The organism is Ruegeria sp. BC1, assembly GCF_056539305.1.
Window position 1 is genome coordinate 162,965 of record NZ_JBQFUT010000001.1, and the last position, 16,826, is coordinate 179,790.

Genomic DNA, 16,826 nt, shown 5'->3' on the forward strand with positions numbered 1-16,826 from the left:
CAGGGGGCAAAGGTGAGCGGATCATCCCGAATCGTGGCCGTTCTGGGCCCGACAAACACAGGTAAAACCCACTACGCCATTGAACGCATGCTGGGGTACCGCACTGGCGTGATCGGTCTGCCGCTGCGTCTGCTGGCGCGCGAGGTCTATGACAAGATCGTCGCGATTCGCGGACCGTCTGTGGTGGCGCTGGTAACCGGTGAAGAGCGGATCGTGCCCCCGCGCACCCAATACTGGGTCTGCACGGTGGAAGCGATGCCCGAGAGCATGGGCGCTGATTTCGTGGCGATCGACGAAATCCAGCTGTGTGCCGATCCAGAGCGGGGCCATGTGTTTACCGACCGCCTGCTGCGTGCGCGGGGCACGAACGAGACGCTGTTTCTCGGGTCTGACACCATGCGCGGGTCCATTGCCGCGCTGGTCCCCGAGGCGCAATTCGTACGGCGCGAGCGGATGTCGCAACTGGTCTATTCCGGCTCAAAAAAAATCAGCCGCATGCCGCCACGCAGCGCCATTGTTGGGTTCTCGGTCGAAAACGTTTATGCCATCGCGGAACTGCTGCGCCGTCAAAAGGGCGGCGCTGCCGTGGTGATGGGGGCGCTCAGCCCGCGCACGCGAAACGCGCAGGTCGATTTGTATCAGAATGGCGAGGTCGACTATCTGGTCGCTACTGATGCTATCGGCATGGGGCTGAACCTGGACGTGAATCATGTGGCCTTCTCGTCCCTGACCAAATTCGACGGTCGGCGGATGCGCCCTCTGGCCCCCAATGAACTGGCTCAGATCGCGGGCCGAGCCGGGCGTGGCATGTCAGATGGCACTTTTGGCGTAACCGGAGAAGCCCCACCGCTGGACGAAGGCGTCGCGCAGGCCATCATGGACAGCCGCTTCACGCCGATGAAAAAACTGAACTGGCGGAATGCCGCCCTTCGGTTCGGCTCAATTGAAGCATTGATCGACACGCTCGAGGTCAGTCCGAATGACGAACATCTGATCAAAGCCCGCCCGGCTGACGACTTGAATGTGCTGAAATCGCTTTCGCAGCTGGCCGAGGTCGCGGCGCGGGCCAGTGACGGTCCGTCGATCCGTTTGCTGTGGGATGTATGCCGAATCCCAGATTTTCGGGGTATCAGCCACGCTGAACACGCCAGCCTGCTCGAAGTGATCTATGGCCACTTGCACGAACGTGGTTCGATCCCAGATGATTTCATGTCGCGGCAAATCCGCCGGATCGACAGAACGGACGGGGATATTGATGCGCTGTCCAAAAGGTTGGCATATATTCGCACCTGGACATATGTTGCGCAACGAAACGGTTGGGTGCGTGACGAATCACATTGGCGTGACGAAACGCGCACTGTAGAAGACAGGCTGTCGGACGCTCTGCATGATCGTCTGACTCAGAGATTTGTGGACCGGCGTACATCCGTATTGCTGCGCCGGCTCAAACAGAAGGAGGCCCTTTTGGCCGAAGTAAATGACAAGGGTGAAGTGACCGTCGAAGGCGAATTCGTCGGTCGTCTGGAAGGGTTCCGGTTTATCCCGGACAAAAGCGCGCAAGGAACCGAGGCGAAAGCTTTGAAAACGGCCTCCTTGCAAGCACTCGCGCCGCAATTCCATCTGCGTGCCGACCGCTTCTACAATGCGCCCGATACCGAAATTGATTTCACTGATCAGGGCGGCCTGATGTGGGGCGAATACGCCGTTGGCAAACTAGTTGCAGGTGCCGAACCCCTGAAACCCGTGGTCGAGGTGTTCGTAGACGAAGCCGCAGGCCCGGACGTCGAACAGAAAGTGCAGCGCCGGCTGCAGCATTTCATCGACCGCAAGGTGGCCGCGCTGTTTGAACCGCTGCTCAACCTGTCGCGCGATGAAGAACTATCGGGGCTGGCCAAGGGCTTTGCCTTCCGTATGGTCGAGGCGCTGGGCGTGCTGCCGCGCGCTGGTGTGGCGCAAGAGGTTAAGGATTTGGATCAGGACGCTCGTGGTGCGCTGCGCAAGCACGGCATCCGGTTCGGCCAGTTCACCATCTTCATGCCGCTTTTGCTGAAACCCGCGCCGACGCGCCTGCGTCTGGTGCTTTGGGCGCTGGCCGGTGGTTTGCAGGAATTCCCCGAAGCACCGCCTCCGGGTCTGGTCACCGTACCAGTCGCCAAGGACGCGCCCGAAGGGTACGACACCATGTGCGGCTACCGCGACGCGGGCGATCGTTCGATCCGCATCGATATGCTGGAACGTCTGGCCGATATGCTGCGCGCCGAAGACAGCCGGGGCGGGTTCGAAGCCAAGCCCGATATGCTGTCGATCACTGGCATGACGCTGGAGCAGTTCGCAGACCTGATGCAGGGTCTGGGCTACAAGGCTGAACGCGGTGAGCGTGAAAAAGTTAAACCTGCACCGGTCGAATCCGAACAGCCTGTGGCTGAAGCGGCTGAACAACTCGCTTCCGAAGAAATTCGGGCGGATGCAACAACTCCGGAAGAGGTTGCCACACCCGCCGAGGCGCTAGCCGAGGTCACCGAAAGCACCGAGGCGGCAGCCGAGGCCCCCGCAGCTGATGAAACACCGGACGAACCCGAGGTCGAGGTTTTCTACACGTTCACCTGGGGGCGCCAGCGTCAGACCAATCGTGGCCCGCGCCGGGAACAGCGTCAGGGGCAAGGCAAAGGCAAACCGCGCGGCAAGCCTCAGGACGGGCGCAAACCGCAAGGCAAGAAAGGTGGCAAACCGCAAGGGGCCAAGAGCTTCTCGTCGCGTCCACCCAAGAAAGAAAAGGCTATCGACCCGGATAACCCGTTTGCAGCAGCGCTTATGGGTTTGAAAGACGGTAACTAAACGCCGATGGCCGAGGCCAAGCTGCGGATTGACAAATGGTTGTGGCAGGCGCGGTTCTTCAAGACCCGTAGCCTGGCCGCCAAACAGGTCAGCGGCGGTCACGTTCGGGTGAATGGAAACCGTGTTCTAAAACCGGCGCAGCCTGTGGGGCCGGGGGACGTTCTGACCTTTCCGCAAGGCCGGGTGGTTCGGGTTATTCGCGTTGAAATGCTCGGCGAAAGACGCGGTCCAGCGCCTGAGGCGCAAAAGTTGTACTTCGATATGACGGTAAAGCAGGAAGCATCTCCGAAAAACCCGCGTTTCGAGGGAAAAGGTCGTCCGACCAAGAAAGATCGGCGCGCTATTGATCTTTCTCGCATGCCGGATGACTGATCTTGTCTTGAAGAGAAGCTCAGTCTGAATTAGCTAGACGCCCAAACCGCAAACGGGAATTCCAACCATGACCTACGTTGTCACCGAAAACTGCATCGCCTGCAAATACACGGATTGTGTCGAAGTATGCCCGGTGGACTGCTTCTATGAAGGTGAGAACACGCTGGTCATCCACCCTGACGAGTGCATCGACTGCGGCGTTTGCGAACCTGAATGTCCCGCCGACGCCATCCGCCCGGATACCGAGCCGGGAATGGATCAATGGGTCGAGTTCAACCGCAAATTTTCGGAACAGTGGCCCGTCATCGTGACCAAGAAAGACCCTCTGCCCGATGCCGAAGAACGTGATGGCGAAGAGGGTAAGATGGAGAAGTATTTCTCGGAAGCCCCGGGTGAAGGCGGTTAAGCGATTCGCCCTCTGAACTTGTTGGTTCAGGTGTAGAAGCGCCACGCAAGGCGCTGAGAAATATACTGTTTAGCGCCTGAAGGTGAGCGCAACCTTTCGGGTGTCGTAATTTTGTGATATAATCCTAAGCTGAAGGATGAATGAGTTGGGGATGTGCTCCGTAAGTATGATTGCTTTGGAGTTGTGATTTATTGACAAAAAAGCCGCCTGACGGGGCCAAAAATGGCTCCGCCTTGGTTGTTTTGTCGTCTCCGTCTCGCACCGTAACCAAGGATGAACCTGTATGTCTAAGTCGAAAAAGCTTGAGTTCCGCCCGAATGACTATGTTGTCTACCCTGCCCATGGCGTGGGTCAGATCATCTCGATCGAAGAACAAGAAGTCGCGGGATTTTCGCTCGAGCTGTTTGTCATCTCTTTTGAAAAAGACAAGATGACCTTGCGGGTTCCGACCAACAAGGTCACCGAATCCGGCCTGCGGTCGCTGAGTTCGCCGGATGTGATCAGTCAGGCAATGAAGACGCTTAAGGGCAAGGCCAAAGTGAAACGCGCCATGTGGTCCCGTCGGGCGCAGGAATATGAACAAAAAATCAACTCGGGCGATCTGATCTCGATCGCAGAGGTTGTTCGTGACCTGCACCGTACCGATGATCAGCGCGAGCAAAGTTATTCCGAGCGTCAGTTGTACGAAGCCGCTCTCGAGCGTCTGACCCGCGAAGTGGCGGCAGTATCCGGCGCAGGCGAAGTATCTGCTGCCAAGCAGGTGGATGAGGTTCTGATGTCTCGCGCTGCCTGATACCAGCCATTCGAATAATAGGGCCGCTCCTGAAAAGGGGCGGCCTTTTTTGTGTCTGGACTTGGTGAAATCCGTGTTTGCCGCTAATTTTCCTGTAGCTAGAGGCGGATACATGGCTGGCATAAAGCAAACCATAAAGTTTCTGTACATCGCACATGACCCGGTTTCGGTCTGGTTCCGCTATGGCCTGATCGTGTTCGATGCAGTGTCGATCGTGTTTTTCGTCGCCACCGCGAACGTGGCGCACGGGCCGGGTATCACGATTGCCAGCCTCGTCATCGGGTTTTTGATCCTGCTGGATTTCCTGGCCAGAATGTGGATTTCAAAAGACCGATGGAAACTGTTGCGCAAGATTTACACGTTGGCAGACATCGTGGTGATTGTCTCATTGCTGCTGGATCCATTCTTGCCCGGAAATCTGGCCTTTGTTCGGATTTTGCGGGCGCTGCGCCTGATCCATTCCTATCACTTGTTAAGGGACCTGCGGCGCGACAGTCAGTTTTTCCGCACGCATGAGGACGCGGTGATCGCTGCGATCAATCTGTTGGTATTTGTTTTTGCAACCTCAACGGCCGTTCTGGTGTTCTTCATCCCCGACGACACCCAGAATGCCTATATTGATGCGCTTTATTTTACCCTCGCGACGCTGACGACGACAGGTTTCGGTGACATCACTCTGTCAACACCGGCGGGAAAGCTGTTTTCGGTGTTTATCATGATCGTAGGCGTGGCGCTGTTCGTGCGCTTGGCCCAGGCGATCTTCATGCCGCAGAAAGTGCGCCACAAATGTCCCAGCTGCGGTCTTTACCGTCATGATCCTGATGCGGTGCATTGCAAACACTGCGGCGAGGTGCTGCGGATTGAAACCGGAGGCACGGCCTAAATCATCGCAGCGACCGATGCCAGAAATGCCAGTTCCGCCAATTGCTGCGTTGCCCCAAGAATGTCTCCGGTCTGGCCGTTGATCTTGGTTTTTGCCACCAACGCAAACGCAAAGACGACCAACGCGGCAACGACAGCTGGGATAAATGCGCCGAACCCAATTAAGAGTATTGCGCCGACAACGGCCACGACGCACCCCAGAGCAACCGTTCCGACGCGGACCTCGCCAACCGAATGACTCAGGCCACAGTTGCGGGCGTTGGGCAGAGCCTTCATGAGGATAGGCATAAAGGCACGGGACATGATGCTGGCGGCTAAAATCGCGGCAAAGGCACCGGCTGTCAGCAATGCTGCAATCAACGCGACGCGCAAGAACTGTGAAAAGATCAGCACCAGAACCCCGTAGGCCCCAATATGGCTGTCTTTCATGATCTCCAGCCGTCGTTCCGGGGTAAAGCCGCCCCACAGCCCGTCAACTGTATCGGCCAGCCCATCCTCGTGCATGGCACCTGTAACCATGACGAGGGTAGCGACTAATAGAACAGCGCTCGCCACGACTGGCAAACCTGCGGTCATGGTGATCCAGCCGACGAAACAAGCCAACAATCCAACGACCAGACCAACCACGGGGAAAGCCCAAGCGGCAGCAGCCTGCCGTGCAAACACGTTTTCCGGAAGGCGCGGTACCGGCAGCCGTGTCAACAAAACCAGCGCCAAGGGAATATCCCACGCAGAAACCAGGTTGGTGTCGTTTTTATGCACTCCCGCGCCTTTCGTGGTCTTGTTGGTTTCGACGCTTCGGTTAAACACACAGGACCACTCTGATGCAACGAGGCTTTGGATGCTGCCCGAACTTAATGACCTGAATACGTTTCGCAATGCCCTGACACAGGAATTGAGGCCGGATGATGCGGCCCTGCAAGGGGCGGCTGACCGCAATGGACAACTGACCAAACCACCCGGAGCCCTTGGGCGGCTGGAAGATCTGGCGATTTGGTATGCGGGTTGGAGAGGGGATGCCCGCCCGCAGATTACGGCTCCGCAGGTTATCGTTTTTGCAGGTAACCACGGTGTCACTGCCCAGGGCGTTTCGGCGTTTCCGCCCGAGGTGACTGTTCAGATGGTTATGAACTTTCAACACGGCGGCGCGGCGATCAACCAACTGGCCAAAGCAGCGGGCGCGACAATGGATGTGCATGCGTTGGATTTAGACCGGCCCACGGCAGATTTCACCACCGGTCCGGCCATGTCCGAGGATGAATTTTTGCAGGCTCTGCGTGTGGGTTGGGCCGCTGTGGATCAGAAGGCCGACCTGTTGGTGGTTGGAGAGATGGGCATCGGTAACACCACCCCGGCGGCGGCAATCGCCTTTGCCCTGTACGGCGGTGAAGCCGCTGACTGGGCCGGGCGTGGAACCGGGGTAGATGACGCCGGGCTGGTCAACAAAACCCGGGTAGTTGCCGAAGGTGTGGCCCTGCACGCGGGGTCGGGTGATGGATTGGACATTCTGCGGTGCCTCGGCGGGCGTGAGATCGCAGCCATGGCCGGCGCCATCACAGCCGCCCGTGTGCTACGCATTCCGGTTATCCTGGATGGATTTATCTGTTCAGCTGCAGCAGCCTGTCTTGCGGATGTCTCAGCACAGGCGTTGGATCACACCGTTGCGGGTCATCAAAGTGCCGAGGGCGCCCACGGTGCAGTGCTGGCTAAACTTGGTAAGGAGCCTCTGTTGAACCTCGGTCTGCGTCTGGGCGAAGGATCTGGAGGGGCGCTGGCGATCAACATCCTCAAAAGCGCGGTTGCGTGCCATTCCGGCATGGCGACCTTTGCCGAGGCCGGAGTTTCGGACGGCTGACCAAAACTGTCTGATCCGCAAGCGCAGGTCAGGCTGATTTCTGGGCGTGTTTTTCAGCGAGCTCCAGCAGCTCGGTTTCCAAGTCTTTCTCAAGCTTCTGCGCGCGCTCGATGTATTTCTTGTTTTCCGCTGTCGGCAATCCAGGCACCCAAAGCTCGGCAAGTTCGCGAACGGACGATCGGTCGTGATGATAAAAAGTCTGTTCCGCCTGCGCGGCCTCGTATTCGCTAAGACCGATATTCTCGAGCACATATCGACCAGCGCGTAGTGAACCATCGAACATCTCACGCACGATGTCATTCGCACCGGCCTGATACAGTTCATACACATGTGTCCGGTCATGGGCGCGGGCGATGATGTGCAGATCGGGGCGTTGACGCCGCGCATAGCTGACCAGACGCGTCACCTGTTTGGGGTCATCCATGGCCGCGACCAGGACAGCGGCTTTTTCAAATCCGGCAGCCCGCAGCAATTCCGGCCGGGTCGGGTCGCCCAGAAAACCTTTTACCCCAAAGCGGCGCATCAGTTGCACAGTTTCGATGTCATGGTCCAGAACGATGGTCTTGAACCCGCTTGCGCGGACCAACCGGTTCACGATCTGACCAAAGCGCCCGATGCCTGCGATGATCACAGGACCTTTTTCGTCGATCTCGTCCGGCTCTGGTTGCGGTGTTCTGTCGCCGATACGTCGAGATAGCACGTCGTAGAAGATGAACAGCAAAGGGGTGATCAGCATGGTCAGAGCAATGATCATCAACAGTTTCTGTGACAAATCCGGCGGAATGACATTTTGCTGGGTTGAAAAAGCCAGCAAGACAAAACCGAACTCACCTGCCTGCGCCAGCCCGAGGGTGAACAACCAATGATCCCGCCCTCGCAGTTTGAAGGCGCGTCCGACCAGATACAGGATGATCCCCTTGGTCAGGATGACAAGCAGGGCCAGCCCTATCAGTTCTAATGGGTCGTTGAAGAAATAGGCAACGTCGATCCCCGCGCCGACCGTGATGAAGAACAGGCCCAGAAACAGGCCTTTGAAGGGCTCAAGGTCGCTTTCCATCTCGTGCCGAAATTCCGAGCTGGCCAGAACAACACCCGCCAGAAACGCGCCCAGAGCGGGAGAGAGGCCAACCAGAGTCATCAGGAAAGAAATCCCAACGACGATCATTAATGCCAGTGCCGTATACATCTCGCGCAGACGGGTTGCATGGATGAAGCGGAACAAGGGGCGGGTCAGGTAAACTCCTGCAAGGATGACAAACGCGATGGCACCGATGGTGACCAGCGTGACGGCCCAGCCGGGCAACCCCTCGACCAGAGATAAGCTGTGGTGGGCCGCGCCGTGCAGGTCTTTAGCGCCGCGGTCTATCGACCCGTCGCTTTCGATATGCGGAATGGCGGGTAACGCCAACAGTGGCAGCAGCGCCAAAATTGGAATGACCGCGATGTCCTGTGTCAGCAGGACCGAAAACGTAGCTCGGCCGCCATTGGTTTGCATCAGCCCTTTTTCCGACAGCGTTTGCAATACGATAGCCGTTGAGGACAGGGATAGGGTCAACCCGACCGCCAAGGCCACGGACCACGGATGACCCGCATAGAAGGCAACCCAAGCTATCGCGGCAGTTGACAGGCCGACCTGAAGACCACCCAAGCCCAGCAATCGGTCTCGCATATCCCACAAAGCGCGTGGTTCAAGCTCAAGGCCGATCAGAAACAGCATCATGACCACACCGAACTCGGCCACGTGCTGCAGGCTTTCGGTCTCGGCCCCGACCAGGCCAAAAACAGGGCCAATGATGATGCCCGCAGCCAAATACCCCAACACAGATCCCAAGCCCAGTCGCGCCGACAAGGGCACAGCGATCACGGCGGCTGCCAGATAGATCGAAGCCTGGTATAGGAACTCGTCCATGTTTGTCCTTTCGTTTGGGTTAGGTGGGCAGAGGCGCGTCGCGCTTGAGTTGATCCATCACGATCTGACTTTGAACCCGCGCCACAGCAGGATGCGGTAGGATCACCTGATGAAGCAAGCGGTTGAGTGCGGATAGATCGTCGCAATAGACGTGCAATAGGTAATCTGCCTCTCCGGTCATCGTCCAGGCGCTGGTGATTTCCGGTCGGCTGTCCACCATTCGGGCAAAACTTTTGGATTGCTCGGGTCCGTGCGTACCCAGGTGGACCTGAATAAAACCCTGCACGTGCAGCCCAAGCTTCAACGGATCCAGCCGTGCAGCGTACCCCGTAATGTAGCCTTCGGCCTCAAGCCTCTGCCGTCGTCGCCCGGCTTGACTGGGTGAAAGGTTAAGCATTTCCCCCAATTGGTGCGCAGTCAGATGGGCATCTTTCTGTAACGCGGACAGCAAGCGCGTGTCGGTGGAGTCCAGCATATGCGGATTTTCTCCAGATTTATGTCGATTGGTGCGGAATTTACGCGCACATTATTAGTTTACACGAAAACTATGCGCAGAAACAGCGCTTGATAAGGCGTATTTTGGAATCAGCATAGAAATTCCTGTTTTCAAGGAGACGCGTCATGGGTCCTTTCCCGCACAACGCCCCGAAATCTGTCATCAGCAAAGAAAACCCGGCGGGAACCGACGGCTTTGAGTTTGTCGAGTTCGCGCATCCCGAACCACAGGAACTCCGTGACCTGTTCGGCAAGATGGGGTTTGAGCTGGTGGGGCATCACAAAGACAAGCCCGCTGTCGAGCTTTGGCAGCAAGGTGATGTAACTTATATCCTCAACGCTGACCCTGAAAGTTTTGCAGCCCGATTTGCCGAAGACCATGGCCCTTGTGCTCCTTCGATGGGTTGGCGGGTTGTCGATGCCCAGAAAGCCTATGAGCACGCAGTGGCCAAGGGGGCTGAACCCTACGATGCGGCGGACAAAACAATGGATGTTCCGGCGATCAAAGGTATCGGTGGATCGTTGATTTATTTCATCGACCAGTATTATGACACCTCTCCCTATAACCAGGAATTCAACTGGACCCAGCGTTCAAAGCCGCGAGGGGACGGGTTCTATTACCTCGATCATCTGACCCACAACGTCTTCAAGGGTAATATGGACAAGTGGTTTAAGTTCTACGAAGACCTGTTCAACTTTCGCGAAATCCGGTTTTTTGACATTCAGGGCAAATTTACCGGCCTTTACAGCCGCGCTCTGACGTCACCCTGCGGGCGTATTCGTATTCCGATCAACGAAGATCGCGGGGAAACTGGGCAGATCGTTTCATACCTTAAAAAATATAAAGGTGAAGGTATCCAGCATATCGCCGTTGGTAGCGAGGATATCTATGGTTCGACTGATGCGATTGCTGAAAAAGGTCTGAAATTCATGCCGGGTCCGAACCGGGCATATTATGAGATGTCCAAGGATCGCGTCGCAGATCACGACGAACCGCTGGACCGGATGATGAAACACGGCATCCTGATCGACGGAGAAGGCGTTCTGGACGGCGGCGAGACCCGGATTTTGCTGCAAATTTTCTCGAAAACCGTGATCGGTCCGATCTTTTTTGAGTTCATCCAGCGTAAGGGAGATGATGGGTTCGGCGAAGGAAACTTCCAGGCTCTGTTTGAATCTATCGAGCGCGAGCAAATCGAAAGCGGTGAAATTTCAGCTGCTTGATGGCGAAAGTTAGTGCGGGTGGGGTGTCTCTGCCCGCAAAATCTCTTAGCTGCGTGGCATCTTCAGTGTCAGGTTCCGGCCTTTTTTCTGATAGCGTAACTCGCTGTCACCAATTGCGATGACCCTGCCGCCATCCAGCCTGTCCCCAACTTTAAGTTTTTTGTAACGACCGCTGGGCAAGCGCACCAATGCGCGCCGGTTGGCAGGCGTGCCGTACACTCCGATCAGGTTGAGCTTGCGCAGATTCAACGCGTTGTCGATCGTCGCTTGTCGCGCGACTGACGCCGAAGAAGGTATCTTTGGTGCAACGGCCTTGGGTTGGAACGAACCGGCCTCGGGCTGATCCACTGCGGCGGTCGAACCCAGATTGGCGGTTTGGGTTCCAGAAGACGGTGCAAGACCTGCCGGGCGTAATTTCGGGCGCGGAACGCGGACAACGGCCAAGGCAGTCGGAGTGTCATCTACCTGTCGTTGTTGAATGGATTCGGGGCGTAATTTAGGACGAAGACCCGCCAGTTCCTCACGCGTGCGACCGCCCAGTTGCCTGCGTTCAAACCGTTCTATCAGGTCACCGGGGCGCGGTTTTGGTCGTATCTGGGCCAGCCTGTCTGGTTCTTCTTCTAAGGTAGGTTCCTGTTCGAAGCGAACCGGTGGTTCGGGCGGCACCTTTGACGGTTGCCCGAGATATACCGTGATCCCGTCGGGGTTTAATGTCCCTTCGGGCGTCGGTGTGACCAATCCACGTTCATCAAGATCAAACTGGGCGGTATCAGAACTGGGCAACGCGATCTGAACGAATGGCTCATCCGTGGCAAAGCTTTCAACCGGCGGCAATGCAATCGCGTCAGTCGAAAGATTCGAATTGTCGATGGAGGTCAGATACAGGTCGTCCGGTGTTGCCAGATCAGGTGAGATCAATGGCTCTGGTGCAGTGATCTCAAGACCGGGTTGCGCAGGGATCTCCAGTGCTGGCGAGTCTCGCTGGACTTGTTCGACCACCGTGGGCGCAATATTCAGGGCCTCAAGTATCGCGGCGTCTGTCGATGTCAGGTCTTGTTGAGAGTTTTCGCTAGGAGCAACGGGTTCAGGCGTTGCGATCTGGGGTTTGACCCCAACGGTCTGAGGCGATTGCGATTGGGAAACTGTCGCAGGGTCGGTGCCGATCTGAGTTTCTGGCGTTAGCTGGGCGTTTTCAGGTTCGGGCGTTCCCAGGTCATTCGAGCCTGTCAGCGACCACGTTCCGAACGCAGCTATTAGGACCGTGGCAGCTATCGCTGCTGGAATGGCATAGCGTTTGGCAACAGGTGAAACAGAAGCGCTGGCAACAGCACGGGGCTTTGACGAGGGTACCGACTGGAACACGTCCGGGGCAGTTTCATCAGCGATGGGATGGACGTTCGGACCCGGACCGTCTGGCTTTTCCGGTGTATGTGCAGTTGCTGCACCGGTTATCGCGGTATGGGTTTCAGTCGCTGTAAAATTTGGTTCGGATGGAAAGCTCTGCGGATCGGGTTCAGCAGTAACCTGAACCGGAATAAACCCGTGCTGAGCTGCAAAATCCTTTGCTTCGTTCAGCGTTTGTTGGGTAACCGCCGCAACATATGTCGAGGTGCCAACTGTAACTGTGTCAAAAACCAGCTCCTCAACAGAATAGGGTGTGGCGTCGGCTAAAGTATCCTGTGCATGCAGGGCAGATTCTTCGGGCGATTGATCGCCAACCTCTGCGGTCAGAAACCGAACCTGATCTGTGGGAATGACGACCTTGCAACTTAGGTTGTTTTCCAGCGCAAAGGCGTTGTCACGCAGGGTGCGCAGCTGATCGCTTAGGTCAGGCGCGTCTAAGGCAACCTCACCAATGCAATACCAATCGTCATCCGATTGGTGGTGCACAGTTATTTCGGTTGCAGAGAAAGACAGCGCAAAGGCGGGTTTCATATTCCCGAGGAACCATAATTGTCAGCATCAATGCAAACGACTTTTCGTTCGCAGGCCGACATTAAAGCAGGATCCCGCCGAGGGAAAGAAAAAGCCGGTGTTTCCCCTTGTGGGTTTGGCCCCGAAATCCCCATGTTGGTAGTAGAGAAATTGGAGGGAAGATCTTGAAGAAATTCGCTTTTCTGGCTGCTATGCTGGCCGTGACAGCTGCGGGGATGGCCCATGCGGAAGAACGTCGCATCACAGTGGACGCAACCGGCACCGTCCAGGCCGCACCCGATATGGCAACCATCACACTGGGTGTGACCAACGAAGATCCGCAAGCGTCAAATGCGATGCAGGCCACATCTGAAGCTGTCGCGCAGATTCTAAAACGGTTAGAGGATATGGGCGTCGAATCCCGGGATGTCCAAACCCGCGATCTGTCGTTGTCGCCTGTTTGGACAGGGCGGAACAACTCGAACGGCGAACGGCCCGAGATTTCCGGTTTTGTCGCTTCCAACAACGTACAGGTCCGAATTCGCGACCTGACCCAGCTTGGCATGATCATGGATGCCGTCATTCAGGACGGTGCCAACGATTTCGGGGGGCTGAGTTTTGGTGTGCAGGACCCTTTGCCACTTGAAGCACAAGCGCGCGCAGACGCTGTGGCAGAGGCGACAGCAAAAGCCGAGCAACTGGCGCAGGCGGCCAACGTCTCACTTGGTCCGGTTCAGTCGATCACCGAGCAGGTCGGTGGTGTACGCCCGGTGGCACAGATGCGTGCGATGAACCTGTCAGAGGCAGGCGGCGTGCCAGTGGCAGGGGGTGAGATTTCGGTTTCGGTCACAGTGTCGATGGAGTTCAAAATCGCCGACTAAGCCTAAGCACGGGCCTTCAGCGATTGCCGCTGTTGGCCCGCCTGATCGAAGTTGTCTGGTGACAGCCAGGTGTCGAATGCGGATCGGATGCGGGGCCATTCATTATCCAGGATTGAATACCACGCCGTATCCCGATTGCGACCCTTGTAATGGGTCGCCTGACGGAAAATTCCTTCGAAGGTAAAGCCCAACCGCTCGGCCGAGCGGCGGGACGGTGCATTCAACGCGTCGCACTTCCATTCATAGCGGCGATACCCCAGCTCATCGAAAACGCGTCGCATCATCAGGTACATGGTTTCGGTTGATTGCGGTTTACGCTGCAATAAGGGCGAGAAATGTATGTGCCCCACCTCAATCACACCCGCTGCGGGTTCGATCCGCAGAAACGAAGCCATGCCGACCGGAATGTCATTGCTGTCCAGAACGGTGTGAAACATCGGGTCGGCGTCCATGCAGGACGCACGGGTCCATTCAACGAAGTCCTGCTCGTTTTCGAAGGGTCCGTAGGGCAGATAGGTCCAATTGTGACCATCCACATCGTTGGCAAACGCCCGGAATAATCCGGGCGCGTGCCGGTTTACGTCCAGCGGCACGACGGAACAATACCGGCCTTCCATCGGCGTGTAGGGCGGGGTAGGGCGTGGAAACTCGCCCAACACCGGCAATCCGATAGGTTGGCCTAGGTCGTTTGTGTCATGCCCGATCATTGCCTAAGCGCTCGCTTTGGACAGGGCCTGATCCAGATCGGCGATCAGGTCGTCGGCGTCTTCGATGCCGATGGAGACACGGACCACATTCGGGCTGGCGCCTGCGGCCTCTTGCTGTTCGGGCGTAAGCTGGCGGTGGGTGGTCGAGGCGGAGTGGATGATCAGCGACCGCGCGTCGCCGAGGTTTGCGACATGGCTGAAGATCTCAAGCGCGTTGACCAATTTGATACAGGCGTCATAGCCACCCTTGACTGCAAAGGTAAACAGCGCGCCAGCGCCCTTCTTGTACTGCGCCTTGACCCGGTCGTGATAGGGCGACGAGGGTAGACCGGCATAAGTGACGTAGTCCACGCGATCGTCGGCCTCAAGCCAAGCCGCGATCTTTTGGGCGTTTTCGACGTGACGCTCCATCCGCAGGGACAGGGTTTCGATGCCCATCAGGGTGTAATGCGCAGCTTGAGGGTTCATGGTCATGCCCAGATCGCGCAGCCCGATGGCGATGCCGTGGAAGGTAAAGGCCAGTGGGCCGAAGGTCTCATGGAATTTCAGACCGTGATAGGCTTGCTCCGGTTCGCTGAGCGATGGGAACTTGTCATTCGCCGACCAGTCGAACTTGCCTGAATCGACGATACAGCCGCCAGTGACCGTGCCGTTGCCCGTCAGGTATTTTGTGGTCGAATGCACCACCAGCGTCGCACCCTGTTCGATCGGGCGGCACAGATAAGGCGTGGCCGAAGTGTTATCGACGATCAGCGGAATGCCCGCCGCATCCGCCACATCCGCCAGCGCGCGGATATCGGTGACATAGCCGCCGGGGTTGGCAATGGATTCGCAGAACACTGCGCGGGTGTTTTCGTCGATGGCGTCCTTTACCGCGTCCAGATCGTCGGTATCTACAAATTTGGCCGACCAGCCAAAACGTTTGATCGTCTGGCTGAACTGCGTGACCGTACCGCCATAAAGGCGTGTCGAGGCCACAACGTTGCAGCCCGGCCCCATCAATGGGAACAAAGCCATGATCTGCGCCGCGTGGCCCGAGGAACAGCAAACCGCGCCAACGCCACCCTCGAGTGTGGCGATACGTTCCTGGAGAACTGCCACAGTGGGATTGGTCAGGCGGGAATAGATGAAGCCGACCTCTTGCAGATTGAACAGGGCCGCTGCGTGGTCAGCGTCGCGGAAGACGTAGGCGGTCGTTTGATAGATAGGTGTCTGACGCGCGCCGGTGGCTGGGTCGGGCCGTGCACCCGCGTGAATTTGCAGCGTGTCAAAACCGTAAGTAGGGCCGTCAGACATCTTCGAAATCTCCTGTTAGAATGTGTGTTGCAGAATCTCTAGGCGATTGAGCGCCATCACACAACAACCCTGTCAGCGCATCCACAGACCTTTGCTACGGATCGCATTGCGAATGACCTGCTCGCGTTGGGGCAGGTTTTCACGGTCGAACATGTCCCTGATTTTGTGGCCTTTGCCTTGTATCACCAGCTTTTTGATCGGCTCATACCCTTTAAGCACCTTCTTGATCCGGTTCGGGGTCGCGACGGTTTCAAGCACGTCGATCACATGGTCGCTTTCACGTGCGTACAGCAGTGGGAACAGGCGGTAGTGACAACTGACAGACCCGTCCAGCAGTCCAGGCGGCAGGGCGTCTCGGCCTCCTCCAAACGAATGGACTACAAGTGGCAACGCGGCCTGATCCAGCCATGGATCCAGATTTTGCCCAGCCAGTTCCGGGATTTCCTCATCCCGGATCGTGCGGGCGTACTCCAGAAACCGTTCCCCAAAGGCGCGCGGACAGGAATAAAAGAAATACCCGGCATTGAAATACAAGTAGCGCCGCCAATAGTCCTTGGGCTGCGAGGTATCCAGCGAGCTTTCGAAATCCAGGTCGAAGCGGCGGTACAGGGCGCTCCAGATACCGTCGAAACCCGGGCCGTAGAGTGTGGGTTTGGGCCAGGTCCCTTCGACTTTGAGCGAGGCACCGGGGCGGTCGAAATCAAAAGGCACGCTGTTGAGGTCACCGGTAATCAGCGTGTCGGTGTCGAAGAACACAAAAGGCTCACCTTCGGGCAGGGCCTGCAGCGCTTCGATCTTATTGCCGTATGGGTAGCTGTCGCCGAAAACGCGGCTCTCAAACGGCAGGACTTCGACGTTCAACTGGTGCAGGGCTTTCAGCACATCTTCGTTCTGGATGCTCGGGTCCTGACGCCAAAGCGGCCCGGACTGCGGCACCGCCACGAAAACACGCCCTGAGAAATTCGGGGAGCTATGGCGCAAAGTGGCCGCGAACAGCAGGGCTTCGTATTGCAGCCGGTTGTTTTGCCCGATGACGACAACATTGAATTTCGAAGGGCTGGCCTGCATCGAATGACTTTCGGATATTCGGCCGTTGTCCGGCGCTGCTCGGTTTCTATCGGGGCTACAGTACGCAGCAGGGCAGGGCAAAGCCAGATACCCCGGGCGATTACCTGCCGGATTCTGACCAATTTTTGGTCGTGAGTGGGTCACGCAAGGCTGCAGTGAAGTCTCTGGATAGTGAAAAAGGTGTGGTTT

Annotated in this window: 15 protein-coding genes; 8 read left to right on the forward strand and 7 right to left on the reverse strand. The window is 57.1% G+C overall.

Translation table 11 applies throughout. The features are described from left to right. Positions 1-12 precede the first annotated feature (12 nt). From ACR0IY_RS00840 to ACR0IY_RS00860, 5 genes are all read left to right on the forward strand, one after another. A complete protein-coding gene (locus ACR0IY_RS00840; RefSeq protein WP_480669854.1) occupies positions 13-2,835 on the forward strand; it encodes a helicase-related protein in 2,823 nt (940 codons plus the stop codon). A gap of 6 nt (positions 2,836-2,841) precedes the next feature. Further along, entirely contained in the window at positions 2,842-3,207 is a 366-nt protein-coding gene (locus ACR0IY_RS00845; protein WP_480669855.1) for an RNA-binding S4 domain-containing protein, read from the forward strand. Between the two features lie 67 nt (positions 3,208-3,274). Further along, entirely contained in the window at positions 3,275-3,613 is a 339-nt protein-coding gene (fdxA, locus tag ACR0IY_RS00850; RefSeq protein WP_085821728.1) for a ferredoxin FdxA, read from the forward strand. 283 nt (positions 3,614-3,896) lie between these two features. Next, the gene (locus ACR0IY_RS00855) at positions 3,897-4,406 is read left to right on the forward strand and encodes a CarD family transcriptional regulator (protein ID WP_480669856.1); all 510 of its coding nucleotides are present in this window, start codon (positions 3,897-3,899) and stop codon (positions 4,404-4,406) included. Positions 4,407-4,518: 112 nt separating this feature from the next. After that, positions 4,519-5,289, forward strand: coding sequence for an ion channel (locus tag ACR0IY_RS00860; RefSeq protein WP_480669857.1), 771 nt, complete (start codon positions 4,519-4,521; stop codon positions 5,287-5,289). Here ACR0IY_RS00860 and cobS read toward each other — a convergent pair. Beyond that, complete coding sequence (gene cobS / locus ACR0IY_RS00865) at positions 5,286-6,050, reverse strand: adenosylcobinamide-GDP ribazoletransferase (RefSeq protein ID WP_480669858.1); 765 nt, start codon at positions 6,048-6,050, stop codon at positions 5,286-5,288. The genes ACR0IY_RS00860 and cobS overlap by 4 nt on opposite strands. Before the next feature lie 79 nt (positions 6,051-6,129). Between cobS and cobT the strand changes: the two genes are divergently transcribed. Beyond that, positions 6,130-7,143: a nicotinate-nucleotide--dimethylbenzimidazole phosphoribosyltransferase gene (gene cobT, locus ACR0IY_RS00870; RefSeq protein ID WP_480669859.1), complete on the forward strand. Its 1,014-nt coding sequence runs from the start codon at positions 6,130-6,132 to the stop codon at positions 7,141-7,143. A 28-nt stretch (positions 7,144-7,171) separates the two neighbouring features. Here the strand turns inward: cobT and ACR0IY_RS00875 are convergent, their stop codons facing one another. Both ACR0IY_RS00875 and ACR0IY_RS00880 read right to left on the reverse strand, forming a co-directional pair. Further along, positions 7,172-9,052 (reverse strand): monovalent cation:proton antiporter-2 (CPA2) family protein, encoded by a 1,881-nt coding sequence (locus tag ACR0IY_RS00875; protein ID WP_480669860.1) that lies wholly within the window; start codon positions 9,050-9,052, stop codon positions 7,172-7,174. Between the two features lie 19 nt (positions 9,053-9,071). Continuing rightward, entirely contained in the window at positions 9,072-9,527 is a 456-nt protein-coding gene (locus tag ACR0IY_RS00880; protein ID WP_480669862.1) for an Lrp/AsnC family transcriptional regulator, read from the reverse strand. Positions 9,528-9,673: 146 nt separating this feature from the next. Between ACR0IY_RS00880 and hppD the strand changes: the two genes are divergently transcribed. Continuing rightward, the gene (gene hppD, locus ACR0IY_RS00885; protein WP_480669863.1) at positions 9,674-10,771 is read left to right on the forward strand and encodes a 4-hydroxyphenylpyruvate dioxygenase; all 1,098 of its coding nucleotides are present in this window, start codon (positions 9,674-9,676) and stop codon (positions 10,769-10,771) included. 45 nt (positions 10,772-10,816) lie between these two features. On the opposite strand, the gene ACR0IY_RS00890 is transcribed toward hppD, so the two are convergent. Next, positions 10,817-12,706: a hypothetical protein gene (locus ACR0IY_RS00890; protein WP_480669865.1), complete on the reverse strand. Its 1,890-nt coding sequence runs from the start codon at positions 12,704-12,706 to the stop codon at positions 10,817-10,819. Between the two features lie 164 nt (positions 12,707-12,870). Here ACR0IY_RS00890 and ACR0IY_RS00895 point away from each other — a divergent pair, with 164 nt between their 5' ends. Continuing rightward, a complete protein-coding gene (locus tag ACR0IY_RS00895; RefSeq protein WP_480669866.1) occupies positions 12,871-13,566 on the forward strand; it encodes an SIMPL domain-containing protein in 696 nt (231 codons plus the stop codon). A gap of 2 nt (positions 13,567-13,568) precedes the next feature. On the opposite strand, the gene ACR0IY_RS00900 is transcribed toward ACR0IY_RS00895, so the two are convergent. The 3 genes from ACR0IY_RS00900 to ACR0IY_RS00910 all read right to left on the reverse strand — a co-directional run bounded on the left by ACR0IY_RS00900 (position 13,569) and on the right by ACR0IY_RS00910 (position 16,637). Further along, positions 13,569-14,273 (reverse strand): GNAT family N-acetyltransferase, encoded by a 705-nt coding sequence (locus ACR0IY_RS00900; RefSeq protein WP_480669868.1) that lies wholly within the window; start codon positions 14,271-14,273, stop codon positions 13,569-13,571. Between the two features lie 3 nt (positions 14,274-14,276). Beyond that, positions 14,277-15,569: an O-acetylhomoserine aminocarboxypropyltransferase/cysteine synthase family protein gene (locus tag ACR0IY_RS00905; protein ID WP_480669869.1), complete on the reverse strand. Its 1,293-nt coding sequence runs from the start codon at positions 15,567-15,569 to the stop codon at positions 14,277-14,279. A 72-nt stretch (positions 15,570-15,641) separates the two neighbouring features. Continuing rightward, on the reverse strand, positions 15,642-16,637 hold the full coding sequence (locus tag ACR0IY_RS00910; protein WP_480669870.1) for a hypothetical protein: 996 nt from the start codon (positions 16,635-16,637) through the stop codon (positions 15,642-15,644). Between the last annotated feature and the right edge of the window lie 189 nt (positions 16,638-16,826).